The following is a 12949-nucleotide window of genomic DNA, read 5'->3' on the forward strand; positions in this document are numbered from 1 at the left end:
GTGGCACGGCGGATGCGCCCGCCGATCACTGCGGAGAGAGTCCGAGGTCGTCGAGCGCGATGGCCGCGCGGTACTCGACGCCCGCCGCCTCGATCGCCGCCTGCGCGCCGGTGGCGCGGTCGACGATCACCGCGACGGCGACCACCTCGGCGCCGACCTTCCGCAGCGCCTCGATCGCCTTCAGCGGGCTGCCGCCGGTGGTGGAGGTGTCCTCGAGCACGACCACGCGCTTGCCGGCGAGGTCGGGGCCCTCGATCTGGCGGCCGCGGCCGTGGTCCTTCGGCTCCTTGCGCACGACGAAGGCGTCGACCTCGAGCCCGCGGGCGAGGCCGCGGTGCAGCACGGCGTTCGCGAGCGGGTCGGCGCCCATCGTGAGCCCGCCGACCGCGGCGACGTCGGGGATGTCGGCGATGAGGTCGAGCAGCACGTCGCCGATGAGGGGCGCGGCGCGGTGGTCGAGCGAGAGCTTGCGCAGGTCGATGTAGTAGTTCGCCCGCTTGCCGCTCGTGAGGGTGAAGTCGCCGTGGAAGACGGCTTCGTCACGGATGAGCTGGATGAGCTGGTCGCGCGCGGTCACGTCCCTAGGCTACGGCCGCCCGCGTGCGGCGGCGGTCAGGAGGCGCGGGTGGGCGCCGGCATGAGGTCGCGGCGCGGCTCGCAGCCCGTGCGGGGCTCGCGGCCCGTCCAGGCGGCGAAGCGCTCGGAGCGCGTGGCGTCGGCGGGCGGCTCGATGGCCGGCTCGAAGATGCCCGGGCCGCGGATGGCGTCCTCGTCGGCGCCGTCGCGGTACGCCTCCATCCACTCGAGGAGCTCGGCCGGGAACTCGAGGTTGTGCGCGAGGCCGACCCGCGCCGCGCCCCAGCGGATGTCCCACGCGTGGAGGGCCATGTCGAGCGTCGGCATCGGCAGCGCCGCGAAGCGCTCCTCGTCGGCGTCGTGCGCGGCGGAACGGAGCCGCATCGCGAGCTCCTCCCACTGCTCGACCGCCTCGAAGTCGCTGCCGCCCGCCATCACCGCGTCGTGCGGCGTCTCCGGGCTGTGCTCGCCGCGGGCTGCGCCGAGCAGCGCGGAGCCCGCGTGCTCGGCCTGCACGCCGGTCACGTGGCGGATGACGTCGGCGATCGACCAGGCGCTGCAGGCCGACGGGAGGCCCAAGCGGTCGGCGCCGGCTCTGGCCTCTGCCGAGAACAGATCGAGAGCCTGCAGGTAGCGGTCGCGCGCGATGCCCATCCCTCCATGATGCCCTGTCCCCCGCGCTGCGCCCCGATCCGCGCCCCGGCCCGCGCGATCCCGGGCGACCGGAGCGCCCGCGCGTGACGACGCATCCGCCGCGCCCGTAGGCTCGATCCCATGCGCATCGCCACCTGGAACGTGAACTCCGTGCGCGCCCGCACGGCCCGCATCGTCGACTGGCTCGAGCGCAGCGACGTCGACGTGCTCGCCATGCAGGAGATCAAGTGCAAGACGGAGCAGTTCCCCTACGAGGCGTTCGAGGCGGCCGGCTACGAGGTGCAGGCGCACGGCTTCAGCCAGTGGAACGGCGTGGCGATCGCCTCGCGGCTGCCGATGAGCGACGTGGAGCGCGACTTCCCCGGCCAGCCGGGCTACGCGAACACGGGCGACCCGGTGGTCGAGGCGCGCGCCATGGCCGCGACGGTCGAGGGCGTGCGACTGTGGAGCCTCTACGTGCCGAACGGCCGTGAGCTCACCCACGCGCACTACGGCTACAAGCTCGAGTGGCTGCGCGTGCTCACGGGCCTGCTCGACGAGTGGCGCGGCCAGCCGCTCGCGCTCATGGGCGACTTCAACATCGCCCCGCTCGACACCGACGTGTGGGACATCGGCGTCTTCGACGGCGCGACGCACGTGTCGGAGCCCGAGCGCGCGGCGTTCGGGGCGCTGCTCGAGGCGGGCCTCGTCGACGTGGTGCGCGACCGCGCCCCCGGCTACACCTACTGGGACTACAAGGCGGGCCGCTGGAACAAGGACGAAGGCATGCGCATCGACTTCGTGCTCGGCAGCCCCGAGCTCGCCGAGCTCGTCTCGCGCGCCCGCATCGACCGCGACGAGCGCGCCGGCGACGCCCCGAGCGACCACGTGCCGGTGGTCGTCGACCTCGACCTCGAGACCGAGCTCGACGACGACCGGCCGATGATCTTCTGATGGCGGATGCGTCGGGGGTCGCCGCGTCGTCGGCGGGGGCGGGTGCACGGTGAGCGCCGAGGAGTGGGACGAGCTCGAGCCCGAGCGCGAGTGGACGCCCGCCGACCGGCTGCGGCTCGCGGCGTGGGTGCTGATCTTCGCGAACCTGCTGGGCGTGCTGCTGCTGTCGCCGGTCGGCGACAACGCGATCGTGCAGGCCGCGGAGGCGACCGGCACGGATGACGGCCCCGGGCGCCTGACGTTCTGGGTGTCGGTGCTCGGCGTGACGCTCGTCGGCAACGCGATCGGCGCCGCGGCCGCCGCGACCCGGCAGCGCTGGGCGATCCTGCCGCCGCTGCTCGCGGCAGCCGGGTGCTGGGCGGGCTTCGCCGCCGCATCCGCCCTGATCTGAGGGCGCCGCCCCTCGCCGCCGGCCGGCGCGATGCGGCGAGCGACCTCTGCGTCGGCGCAAGGTCTGCCGATGGTTGGCTCAAGCGACCGCTGCCGGGCCGAGGGGACGAGCGACGGATGGGATGGTGGATCCAGTTCGAGTTCCGCTCACAGGACAAGAGCTGGGCGGACGCCCCGACCGAGATGCAGCACGCCGGTCGGGGCGTCTTCGTGTCGGGGTGCTGCGCTACGCGACGCTCGGCGGCTGCGGCTGCTGGGCCGACCGGCCGTCCTCGGCGAGCGACGCCTCGAGCTCTGCCAGGCTGTCGCCCGAGACGCGCAGGAGCCGGCTCGTGACGGCCACCGAGAAGGCGCACACGACGAGGATCCACGACGAGACCATCGCGCCGGTGCCGACGCCCGACAGGTCGATGCCCGCGATGCGCGCGACGAAGGTCATGAGGAACATCATCATGCCGACGATCGTCGCGGCGCCGGGAAGCCAGAACGCCGAGACGACGCGCCAGTGCGCAGAGCGGGCGAGCACGAGCGCGGCCCACAGCAGCGAAGGGAGCCAGGTGACGGCGCCCCAGAGGGCGGCCGGCGAACCGATGCGATCGGAGGGGAGCACGGCGCCGAAGACGACGGCGGCCGTCACGATGGCGTGCAGCAGCAGCGTGACGCCGACCAGCGCGCTGGTCACGGCCACGGGCCTCGCGGCGCGCGTCGATCGCATGGACCTCCCCCTCCTGGGAGCGACAGTAGGCGCGGCCGCCCACGCCGCGCTACCTTCCGATGCCGCAATCTTCCGAATTCGAACGAATCCGGCGCATGAGGGATGCTCACGCAAAGGAATTGCGGCCGACGGCTGGCATCGGCGCCGCGCTCAAAACGGGCAGGAAAGCCGGGGCGGGCCACAAGATACGTGCGCGAAGGCGCCCATACGCTGGATTCACGCACCGATCCCGCGCCCCCAGCGCTCCGATCGCACCGCCGGATCACCGGCGCCGACACCGCCCAGGAGGCTCCCATGACGATGACCCAGGCCACCGCCGCCGACCTCCGCCAGCACCCCGCCTGGCTCCGCATCAAGGCGGCCGCGACGGCGCTGCAGCCGCTGCAGTCGAAGAACGGCTCCATCGAGGACGCCGCCCACCACGACGCCGCCCGCGCCCACGTCGCCGAGCTGGCCCAGGGCATCCGCGACATCGCCCCCGAGTTCCCGCACGACGCCGACTACCTCGCGCAGGCAGCGGTCGACTTCGAGCGCTGGGCGGCCGAGGGCTTCAGCGAGCCCGACTTCTTCGACGCCCTCGTGCGCTTCCAGCCGCAGCAGCACCGCGTCGACGGGCTGCAGCACCTCGTCATCTTCCCCATGTATACGCAGAACGGCTCGAGCGACCGGCTCGTCGAGGCCGTGCTCGTCGAGGTGATCTGGCCCGAGTTCATCGCCGAGCTCGAGGCCGGCGACTACGGCAACGCGCTCTTCGTGCCGCTGCGCTTCATCGACTTCACCGCCGGCTACGACACCAACTCGGCCGTGCTCTTCCCCGAGACGGTCGCGATGCGCGAGATCCCCTCCTTCACGTGGGGCGCGATCTTCCAGGACCGCGAGGCCGCCCGCTTCCGTCGCGTCGTCGAGGCCGCGTGCGAGGTCACGAAGCTCGAGCTGCCGGCCGACGCCGCCGAGATGCTCGCCGACCAGCGCCTCGCCGAGGAGACCTTCGTCATGTGGGACCTCATCCACGACCGCACCCACATGCGCGGCGACCTCCCCTTCGACCCGTTCATGATCAAGCAGCGCATGCCCTTCTTCCTCTACTCGCTCGAGGAGCTGCGCTGCGACCTCACGGCCTTCCGCGAGTCGGTCGCGATCGAGCGGCGCATCGCCGCCGACGAGCACGCCACCGACGCCGACCGCGACCTCGCGAAGCACGCGAAGCTCGTGCAGTACGCGGTCATCTTCGACCGCATCTTCCGCTTCGCGATCACCGGCAGCCGCACCCGCAACTACGACGGCCTCGGCGGCCAGCTGCTCTTCGCGTGGCTGCACCAGCACCGCGTGCTGCACTGGACCGACACGCAGCTCGCGTTCGACTGGGACGAGGTGCCGGATGTCGTGAACAGGCTGGGCGAGGCGATCGAGCACCTCTACTGGCGCTCGATCGACCGGCCGAAGGTCGCGCACTGGCTCGCCGCGTACGAGCTCGTCTCCTCCGTGGTCGAGCCGCACCCCGCATCCGCGTGGAAGGCCGGCGAGCTGCCGCTCGACGGCACGCCGCGGCAGCTGACCGACCTCGTGATGGACGACGAGTTCCCGCTGTCGATGTTCTACGAGGCGTTCGAGAAGAAGATGCGCGACGTCATCGCCTCGACGAAGGGCATCACGGCCGAGACGGTCTGAGCCGAGCCCGCCGATGCGGCCCGTCCCCGAGCGCGGGGGCGGGCCGCCTCCGTTGTACCCCGTTTGCCCCTACCGCGCGTGGGCGCCGCGTCGTACGTTCAGCACGATCGCACAGGGCGACGCGAGGAGTCACGGGATGGCGACGATCGCCGCCTACACGAGCCCTGCGATCGGGCACCTGTTCCCGATCGCGGGCGTGCTGCACGAGCTGCAGCGGCGCGGGCACCGCATCCGCCTCCGCACGCTCTCGAGCCAGGTGCGGGCCATGCGGCAGCTCGGCTTCGACGCCGACGCGATCGATCCGGCCATCGAGCAGATCGAGTTCGACGACTGGCACGCGCGCACGCTGCTCGAGGGCCTGAAGCGCACCGCCGAGATCTTCTGCAGCCGCGGCGAGCTCGACGGGCCCGACCTGCAGGAGCTGCTCGACGAGGCGCAGCCCGATCTCGTGATCACCGACATCAACACGTGGGGCGCCGCCGCCGTCGCCGAGCGCGCAGGCCTGCCCTGGGTGGCGTTCTCGCCCTACACGCCGGCGATCGTCTCGCGCGGCTGCCCGCCGTACGGCGCGGGCCTGCGCCCCGCGGTCGACGCGGCCGGGCGCCTGCGCGACGCGCTGCTCGAGCGCACCGTCACGGGTGTCGCGGTGCGGCTCGTGATGCCGCGCATCAACGGCATGCGCGCGAAGGTCGCGGGGCTGCCGCACGTGCGCTCGGTCGACGAGATGCAGCGGCTGCCGCCGCTCACCCTCGTGACGACGGCCGAGCCGCTCGAGTACCCGCACGACGACTGGGAGCCGCGGCTGCGCATGGTCGGCTCGACCTCCTGGGAGCCGCCCGTCGCGCCGCCCGCGTGGCTCGCGGGCGTCGATGGCCCGCTCGTGCTCGTGACCACCTCGAGCGAGTACCAGGGCGACACCGAGATCGTGCGGGCGGCGGTGCACGGGCTGCGCGACGAGCCCGTGACGGTCGTCGCGACGATGCCCGCGCGCGTGCGGCTCGGCATCGACGTGCCCGGCAACGCGCGCATCGTCGACTTCGTGCCGCACTCGGCGGTGCTCGAGCGGGCCGTCTGCGCCGTCTCGCACGGCGGGATGGGCGTGACGCAGAAGGCGCTCGGCCTCGGCGTGCCGGTCGTCGTCGTGCCGTGGGGGCGCGACCAGCACGAGGTCGCCGCCCGCGTCGAGCACGCCGGCTGCGGCGTGCGCGTCAACCGCGGGCAGCTGACCCCCGAGCGGGTGCGGGATGCGGTGCGCCGCGCCAGGCGGATGCGCGCGGGCGCCGAGGCGGTCGCCGCGGGCTTCGAGGCGGCAGGCGGCGCCGCCCGTGCCGCCGAGCTGGTCGAGGAGCAGCTGGCGCTGCAGCGGCGATGAGTCGCGCGCGTTCGCGGCGGCCCCGTCAGCGCCCCATGCCCCGGCTGTCAGCGCCTGCGGCTAGCGTGGAGCGCACGCGGAGGCGCGACGCCGACGCGATCCCCGATGTCGGGCTCCCGCGCTGGCGCGGCGACGCCCCCGGTGCGCCAGGAGGTGCTGCGTGGCGCTGATCGCCGCCTACACGAGCCCCGCCATCGCGCACGCGTTCCCGTTCGCCGGCATCCTGCTCGAGCTGCAGGCGCGCGGGCACCGGATCCGGATGCGCACGCTCGCCTCCGAGGTCGACCGCATGCGCATGCTCGGCTTCGACGCCGACGAGATCGACCCCGCGATCGACCGCATCGAGTTCGACGACTGGCGGGCGCGGAGTCCCCTCGACGCCCTGCTCCGCCTCAGCGAGCTCTACTGCGCCCGAGGCGCGCTCGACGGCCCCGACCTGCAGGATCTCATCGACGACTCGCGGCCCGACATCGTGCTCACCGACGTGAACACGTGGGGCGCCGCCGCGGTCGCCGAGCGGTCGGGGCTGCCGTGGATCGCGATCTCGCCCTACACGCCGGTGCTGCGCTCCCGGGGCCTGCCGGCCTTCGGACCGGGCCTGCGGCCCGCGCGCGGCCTGTTCGAGCGCATGCGGAACGCCGCCATCGGCCGCGCGGTGCTCGAGGCCGCGACCGCCCGGGCGATGCCGGCGATCAACGCGCTGCGCGCCGAGGTGGCCGGGCTGCCGCCGCGCGCCGACTTCGACGCGGTGCTGCGCCGTGCGCCGCAGATGCTCGTGACGACCGCCGAGCCGCTCGAGTACGCGCACGTCGACTGGGAGCCGCGCATCCGCATGGTCGGGCCCACGAGCTGGGAGCCGCAGGCGCCGACGCCGCCGTGGCTCGACGAGCTCGAGGGGCCGATCGTGCTCGTCACGACCTCGGGCGACTACCAGGGCGACACCGACATCGCGCGCGTCGCGCTCATGGCGCTCGCCGACGAGCCGGTCTCCGTCGTCGCGACCATCCCCGGCGATGCCCCGCTCGGCTTCGAGCCGCCCGCGAACGCGCGCATCACGCGGTTCCTGCCGCACTCCGCGGTGCTCGAGCGGGCGGTCTGCGCCGTCACGCACGGCGGGATGGGCGTGACGCAGAAGGCGCTCGGGCTCGGCGTGCCGGTCGTCGTCGTGCCGTGGGGGCGCGACCAGCACGAGGTCGCCGCCCGCGTGGAGCACGCCGGCTGCGGCGTGCGGGTCAACCGCGGGCAGCTGACCCCGGAGCGGGTGCGGGATGCGGTGCGCCGCGCCCGGCGGATGGGTGCGGGCGCCGAGGCGGTCGCACGCGGCTTCGCGGCGGCCGGCGGCCCGACGCGTGCCGCCGACCTGGTCGAGGAGCAGCTGGCGCTGCAGGCGCGGCGCTGACGCCGCACTGCCCGGGCCCAGGAATGCCCCGGCCGCCTGCCGGGTTGCCCCGAGCATCCGCTGCTCGACCCTCCGAGAGGAACCCCATGGCGCAGATCACCGTCCTCGGCGCGACCGGCTTCGCCGGCGGCCACATCGCCCGCGAGGCCGCCGCCCGCGGCCACGAGCTCACCCTCGTCTCGCGCTCGACCCCGCAGGACGCCCCCGAGGGCGCCCGCATCGTGCGCGGCTCGGTGCTCGACGGCGACGTGCTCGCGCAGGCGCTCGACGGCGCCGAGGTGGTCGTCGGGGCGCTCGCGCCCCGCGGCGACATGGAGGGCAAGGTGGCGGATGCGTACGCCGACGTGGCCGCGCGGCTCGCGGGCACCGGTGCCCGGTTCCTCATCGTGGGCGGCTACGGCTCGCTGCGCGACGCCTCGGGCCGCCGCATCGTCGAGACCGACGCGTTCGCGCCCGAGTACCGCCCGGAGTCGCTCGAGCTCCTCGACGCGTACGAGCGGGTCGCCGCGACCGACGTCGACTGGACGTACATCTCCCCCGCCGGCACCTTCGGCGCGTTCGCGCCCGATCAGTCGCGGCGCGGCGAGTACCGCACGGGCGGCGACACGGCGATCGTCGACGCCGACGGCGTCTCGGCGATCTCGGGCCCCGACTTCGCACTCGCGGTCGTCGACGAGATCGAGTCGGGCGCGCACCGGCGCGAGCACATCTCCTTCGCCTACTGAGCCTCGCGGCCGCGCATCGCGCACCTGGGCGAGCGCGGCGGCGGCGCGTATCGTCGGGGCATGAGCCTCATGGCGCGGGTGCCGAAGCGCACCCGGGTGCGCGAGGCGGCGCTCGGCCTCGCCACGCTCGCCCTGCTGCCGCTGCTGCTCGACCTGCCGCGCTGGATGCTCGCGGGCGTCGGCCCGATCACGACGCAGAGCGCGTGCCCGGCCGTGCCCGGGCCGGGCGGCTGCACGCCGGTCTACGCCGCGCGGGTCTCGGCCGTGATCGACGCGCTCGCGATCGCCGCGCCCGTGCTCGCGCTCGCGACGGCGGTGACGGTGCTCCTGCTCGTCGTGCAGGGGCGGCGCGCGTGGATGCTGGGGCTCATCGGGGGCGCGCTCACCGCCGCGGCGGTGCTGGTGCGCATCGACCTCGCGACGGTCAACGCCGGCTCGGCGTGACGGGGCAGACTGTCTGCATGCGCATCCTCATCGCCGGCGCCACGAGCGCGCTCGGGCACGCCACCGCATCCGCCCTCATCGAGGCGGGGCACCACGTGATCGCGGTCGGCTCCGACGCGGGGCGGCTCGGCATGGTCGACGCGAGCGAGCGCTTCGCGTGCGACCTGACCGACCTCGAGGCGGTGCGCTCGCTCGCCGACGAGGTGGGCGAGCTCGACGGGCTCGTGCACCTCGTGGGCGGCTGGCGCGGCGGCGGCGGGCTCGCCGGCCAGTCCGACGAGGACTGGGCGTGGCTCGAGGCGCGGGTCGTCGGCACGCTGCGCAACACGACGCGGGCGTTCGCCGAGGCGATCGGGCGGTCGGATGCGGGGGTCGTCGCGATCGTGTCGTCGACGGGCGTCGAGCACCCCACGGCCGGGAACGCCAACTATGCGGCACTCAAGGCCGCCGCCGAGGCGTGGGTCGCGGCCGTCGGGCACGCGCTGCGCGCGACGCCGGCGCGCGTCGTCGTCAAGCGCGTGAAGGCGCTCGTGTCGGATGCCGACCGGGCGGCCCAGCCCGAGCGCGACTTCGCGGGCACGACCGACGTCGCCGACCTCGCGGCCGAGCTGGTCGCCGAGTTCGGGCCGCAGCCCTCGTTCGACTGAGCCGCCCGGCCGCCCGTCTGGCCCTCAACGCCGGCGACTCGGCCGTCCGACCCTGACGCGCGCCCCGCATCCGCTCTCGCCGTTGGTCGACCGGCCAGGTGCGCGCCCGACCGGATCATCCGGCCGGACCCGCGCGGAGCCGGTCGACGGACGGCGGCGGCGCGGCTCAGGCGTCGGTGCGCGTGAGCACGAAGACCGGGATCAGGCGCTCGGTCTTCTGCTGGTAGTCGGCGTAGGGCGGCCAGGCCTCGCACGCGCGCGCCCACCAGGCGTCGCGCTCGGCGCCGGGCTCGAGCTCGCGCGCGAGGTAGTCGTGCTTCTCGGCGCCGTCCTGCAGCTCGACGTGCGGCTGCTTCGTGAGGTTCCAGTACCAGACCGGATGCGTCGGGGCACCGCCCTGCGACGCGACGACCGCGTACTCGCCATCGTGCTCGACGCGCATGAGCGCCGTCTTGCGCAGCTTGCCGGTCTTCGCGCCGACGCTCGTCAGCACGATGATCGGCCGGTCGCGCAGGAGGTTGCCCTCGGTGCCCCCGGAGGCCTCGTAGGTCTCGGCCTGCGTGCGCGCCCACTCGGAGGTGCTCGGTGCGTACTCGCCCTGCAGCGGCATGGTGCTCCTTCGCTCGATGTCCGTCGGGAGAACGCGACTGCGCCGGCCGCCATTCCCGGCGACCGGCGCAGCGCGCCCGCCGTTCGTCAACCGGCCCTGTGCCTCGCCGGCCGGATTATCCGGTCGGCCACGCACGGAGCCGGTTGACGAACGGTGCCTGCAGCCGAGCGAGGCAAGTGGGTGAGCGAGGCGGCGGCTAGCTGAGCGAGGCAGCCGGCTGGCAGGCGAGCGAGCGAGCTGGCGAGCGGCCGACGCCTACAGCCGCCCGACGCGCGTCACGCGCACGACCGCGGCGCCCGCATCCGCCGACGCCTGCAGGTCGATCGTCGCCCAGATGCGCCAGTCGTGGTCGCCCGCCGGGTCGGCGAGGATCTGCTGCGCCTGCCACTCGTGCGGCCCCTCGTCGATGACGAGCATGCGCGAGCTGCGCGCTTCGGCGCCGGTGCCGATCGCGCCGTGCTCGTCGAAGTAGGCGTCGAGCGCGTCGGCCCACGCGTCGGCGTCGAAGCCGGAGGCCGCGTCGAGCTCGCCGAGCTCGTCGACCTTGTCGAGCGCCGCGAGCTGCACGCGCCGGAACAGCTCGTTGCGCACGAGCACCCGGAACGCGCGCGGGTTCGCCACGACCGACGGCGGTGGAGGCGGCGCGATGGGCGCCTCGCCCGGCTCGGTCGGGTGCATGAGCTGCTCCCACTCGTCGAGCAGGCTCGAGTCGACCTGCCGCACGACCTCGCCGAGCCACTCGATGAGGTCGAGCAGCTCGTCGGTCTTCGCCTCGTCGGGCACCGTCTGGCGGATCGCCCGGTAGGCGTCCGACAGGTAGCGGAGCACGAGCCCCTCGCTGCGCGCGAGCCCGTAGTGCTGCACGTAGTCGGCGAAGGTCATCGCCCGCTCCCACATGTCGCGCACCACCGACTTCGGCGAGAGCGCGAAGTCCGACACCCACGGCTGCGACGACGCGAAGACCGCGAGCGCCTCGGTGAGCAGCTCCTCGAGCGGCTTCGGGTGCGTGACCGCCTCGAGCAGCTCCATGCGCTGCTCGTACTCGATCCCCTCGGCCTTCATCGCCGCGACGGCCTCGCCGCGGGCGAGGAACTGCTGCTGCGACAGGATCGGCCGCGGGTCGTCGAGCGTCGACTCGATGACCGAGATGACGTCGAGCGGATGCGTCGGGTCGGCGGGGTCGAGCATGTCGATGACCGCGAGCGCGAAGGGCGAGAGCGGCTGGTTGAGCGCGAAGTTGGGCTGCAGGTCGACGGTGAGGCGGATGCGCGGGGGCGCGTCGGGGTCGTCGGGATCGGGATGCTGCTCCACGACGCCGGCGGTGCGGAGGGTGCGGTAGATCGCGAGCGCGCGGCGCTGCAGCGCGAGCTGTGAGGCGCGCGGCTCGTGGGTGGCCTCGATGAGCTCGCGCACCTCGGTGAAGGCGTCGCCGCCGCGGCCGATGATGTTGAGCAGCATCGAGTGGCTGATCTGCATGTGCGACACGAGCGGCTCGGGGTCGGCGTCGATGAGCTTCTCGAACGACGGCTGCCCCCAGGAGACGAAGCCCTCGGGCGCCTTCTTGCGCACGAGCTTGCGCCGCTTCTTCGGGTCGTCGCCCAGCTTGGCGAGCTGCTTCGCGTTCTCGGCCTCGTGCTCGGGCGCCTGCGCCACGACCGTGCCGGCGGTGTCGTAGCCGGCCCGGCCGGCACGGCCCGCGATCTGGTGGAACTCGCGCGCCGTGAGCTGACGCATCCGCTGCCCGTCGAACTTCGTGAGCCCCGTCAGGAGCACGGTGCGGATGGGCACGTTGATGCCGACGCCCAGGGTGTCGGTGCCGCAGATGACCCGCAGCAGGCCCTGCTGCGCGAGCTGCTCGACGAGGCGGCGGTACTTCGGCAGCATGCCCGCGTGGTGCACGCCGATGCCGCTGCGCACGAGCCGCGAGAGCGTCTGCCCGAAGCGCGTGGTGAAGCGGAACTCGCCGATCGCCTCGGCGATGCGGTCGCGCTGCTCGCGGTCGATGATCTTCACCGAGGTGAGCGCCTGCGCCCGCTCGAGCGCGGCGGCCTGCGCGAAGTGCACGATGTAGACGGGCGCGCGCTGGGTGGCGAGCAGCTCCTCGATGGTCTCGTGCACGGGCGTCATCGCGTACTCGAAGCTGAGCGGCACGGGGCGCTCGACGCCGGTGACGAGCGCCGTCTCGCGGCCGGTGCGCTCGGTCAGGTCGCGGGCGATGCGGGTGACGTCGCCGAGCGTGGCCGACATGAGGATGAACTGCACGTGCGGCAGCGTGAGCAGCGGCACCTGCCACGCCCAGCCGCGCTGCGGGTCGCCGTAGAAGTGGAACTCGTCCATCACGACCTGGTCGACCTCGGTGCGCTCGCCGTTGCGGAGCGCCAGGTTGGCGAGGATCTCGGCGGTGCAGCAGATGATCGGGGCGTCGGCGTTGACGGATGAGTCACCCGTCACCATCCCGACGTGCTCGGCGCCGAACACCTCGACGAGGGCGAAGAACTTCTCGCTCACGAGCGCCTTGATGGGCGCGGTGTAGAAGGTGCGCTTGCCCTGCGCGAGCGCGGCGAAGTGCGCGCCGGTGGCGACGAGCGACTTGCCGGTGCCGGTGGGCGTCGAGAGGATGACGTTCGCGCCACTGACAAGCTCCATCAGCGCCTCCTCCTGCGCCGGGTAGAGCGGCAGGCCGCGCTCGGCCGACCAGGCGGCGAACGCCTCGAACGCGGCGTCGGGATCCCAGGTCGCTGGGGCATGGTCGAGGAGGGGCATCATTGGCAGGTCCTTCATGCTCGGTGACGGTCGAGATGCGCCGGTGCACTTCG

13 protein-coding genes are annotated in these 12949 nt (G+C 73.7%); 8 read left to right on the forward strand and 5 right to left on the reverse strand.

What is annotated here, in order from left to right; translation table 11 throughout:
• Positions 1 to 25: 25 nt before the first annotated feature.
• The gene (gene pyrE, locus MU522_RS03445; protein WP_246992493.1) at positions 26 to 577 is read right to left on the reverse strand and encodes an orotate phosphoribosyltransferase; all 552 of its coding nucleotides are present in this window, start codon (positions 575 to 577) and stop codon (positions 26 to 28) included.
• A 35-nt stretch (positions 578 to 612) separates the two neighbouring features.
• Complete coding sequence (locus tag MU522_RS03450) at positions 613 to 1230, reverse strand: hypothetical protein (protein WP_246992495.1); 618 nt, start codon at positions 1228 to 1230, stop codon at positions 613 to 615.
• Positions 1231 to 1350: 120 nt separating this feature from the next.
• Between MU522_RS03450 and MU522_RS03455 the strand changes: the two genes are divergently transcribed.
• A complete protein-coding gene (locus MU522_RS03455) occupies positions 1351 to 2163 on the forward strand; it encodes an exodeoxyribonuclease III (protein ID WP_246992497.1) in 813 nt (270 codons plus the stop codon).
• A 49-nt stretch (positions 2164 to 2212) separates the two neighbouring features.
• On the forward strand, positions 2213 to 2554 hold the full coding sequence (locus MU522_RS03460) for a hypothetical protein (RefSeq protein WP_246992499.1): 342 nt from the start codon (positions 2213 to 2215) through the stop codon (positions 2552 to 2554).
• 225 nt (positions 2555 to 2779) lie between these two features.
• Here the strand turns inward: MU522_RS03460 and MU522_RS03465 are convergent, their stop codons facing one another.
• Complete coding sequence (locus tag MU522_RS03465) at positions 2780 to 3235, reverse strand: hypothetical protein (RefSeq protein ID WP_246992501.1); 456 nt, start codon at positions 3233 to 3235, stop codon at positions 2780 to 2782.
• A 327-nt stretch (positions 3236 to 3562) separates the two neighbouring features.
• Between MU522_RS03465 and MU522_RS03470 the strand changes: the two genes are divergently transcribed.
• The 6 genes from MU522_RS03470 (at position 3563) to MU522_RS03495 (ending at position 9523) form a co-directional block, all read left to right on the forward strand.
• Positions 3563 to 4936, forward strand: a complete 1374-nt coding sequence (locus tag MU522_RS03470) for a DUF6421 family protein (RefSeq protein WP_246992503.1) — start codon at positions 3563 to 3565, stop codon at positions 4934 to 4936.
• A gap of 136 nt (positions 4937 to 5072) precedes the next feature.
• Positions 5073 to 6308 carry a nucleotide disphospho-sugar-binding domain-containing protein gene (locus tag MU522_RS03475; RefSeq protein ID WP_246992505.1) on the forward strand — a complete coding sequence of 412 codons (1236 nt, stop codon included), beginning with the start codon at positions 5073 to 5075 and terminating at the stop codon, positions 6306 to 6308.
• A 160-nt stretch (positions 6309 to 6468) separates the two neighbouring features.
• On the forward strand, positions 6469 to 7707 hold the full coding sequence (locus MU522_RS03480) for a nucleotide disphospho-sugar-binding domain-containing protein (RefSeq protein ID WP_246992507.1): 1239 nt from the start codon (positions 6469 to 6471) through the stop codon (positions 7705 to 7707).
• 86 nt (positions 7708 to 7793) lie between these two features.
• Entirely contained in the window at positions 7794 to 8432 is a 639-nt protein-coding gene (locus MU522_RS03485) for an NAD(P)H-binding protein (RefSeq protein WP_246992509.1), read from the forward strand.
• Between the two features lie 60 nt (positions 8433 to 8492).
• The gene (locus MU522_RS03490) at positions 8493 to 8876 is read left to right on the forward strand and encodes a hypothetical protein (protein ID WP_246992511.1); all 384 of its coding nucleotides are present in this window, start codon (positions 8493 to 8495) and stop codon (positions 8874 to 8876) included.
• Between the two features lie 17 nt (positions 8877 to 8893).
• The gene (locus MU522_RS03495) at positions 8894 to 9523 is read left to right on the forward strand and encodes an SDR family NAD(P)-dependent oxidoreductase (protein WP_246992513.1); all 630 of its coding nucleotides are present in this window, start codon (positions 8894 to 8896) and stop codon (positions 9521 to 9523) included.
• Positions 9524 to 9689: 166 nt separating this feature from the next.
• On the opposite strand, the gene MU522_RS03500 is transcribed toward MU522_RS03495, so the two are convergent.
• Together MU522_RS03500 and MU522_RS03505 are read right to left on the reverse strand one after the other, a co-directional pair.
• Positions 9690 to 10133, reverse strand: a complete 444-nt coding sequence (locus MU522_RS03500) for a nitroreductase family deazaflavin-dependent oxidoreductase (RefSeq protein ID WP_128189507.1) — start codon at positions 10131 to 10133, stop codon at positions 9690 to 9692.
• Positions 10134 to 10388: 255 nt separating this feature from the next.
• On the reverse strand, positions 10389 to 12899 hold the full coding sequence (locus MU522_RS03505) for a DEAD/DEAH box helicase (protein WP_246992515.1): 2511 nt from the start codon (positions 12897 to 12899) through the stop codon (positions 10389 to 10391).
• Positions 12900 to 12949 lie beyond the last annotated feature (50 nt).

This window comes from Agrococcus sp. SCSIO52902 (genome assembly GCF_022983135.1).
Taxonomy (GTDB): Bacteria; Actinomycetota; Actinomycetes; order Actinomycetales; family Microbacteriaceae; genus Agrococcus; species Agrococcus sediminis.

Coding starts and splice junctions, on each gene's coding strand:
- MU522_RS03450 (WP_246992495.1), bottom strand. CDS start 1,230: ATGGGCATCGCGCGCGACCGCTACCTGCAGGCTCTCGATCTGTTCTCG.
- MU522_RS03455 (WP_246992497.1), top strand. CDS start 1,351: ATGCGCATCGCCACCTGGAACGTGAACTCCGTGCGCGCCCGCACGGCC.
- MU522_RS03470 (WP_246992503.1), top strand. CDS start 3,563: ATGACGATGACCCAGGCCACCGCCGCCGACCTCCGCCAGCACCCCGCC.
- MU522_RS03475 (WP_246992505.1), top strand. CDS start 5,073: ATGGCGACGATCGCCGCCTACACGAGCCCTGCGATCGGGCACCTGTTC.
- MU522_RS03485 (WP_246992509.1), top strand. CDS start 7,794: ATGGCGCAGATCACCGTCCTCGGCGCGACCGGCTTCGCCGGCGGCCAC.
- MU522_RS03490 (WP_246992511.1), top strand. CDS start 8,493: ATGAGCCTCATGGCGCGGGTGCCGAAGCGCACCCGGGTGCGCGAGGCG.
- MU522_RS03495 (WP_246992513.1), top strand. CDS start 8,894: ATGCGCATCCTCATCGCCGGCGCCACGAGCGCGCTCGGGCACGCCACC.
- MU522_RS03500 (WP_128189507.1), bottom strand. CDS start 10,133: ATGCCGCTGCAGGGCGAGTACGCACCGAGCACCTCCGAGTGGGCGCGC.
- MU522_RS03505 (WP_246992515.1), bottom strand. CDS start 12,899: ATGATGCCCCTCCTCGACCATGCCCCAGCGACCTGGGATCCCGACGCC.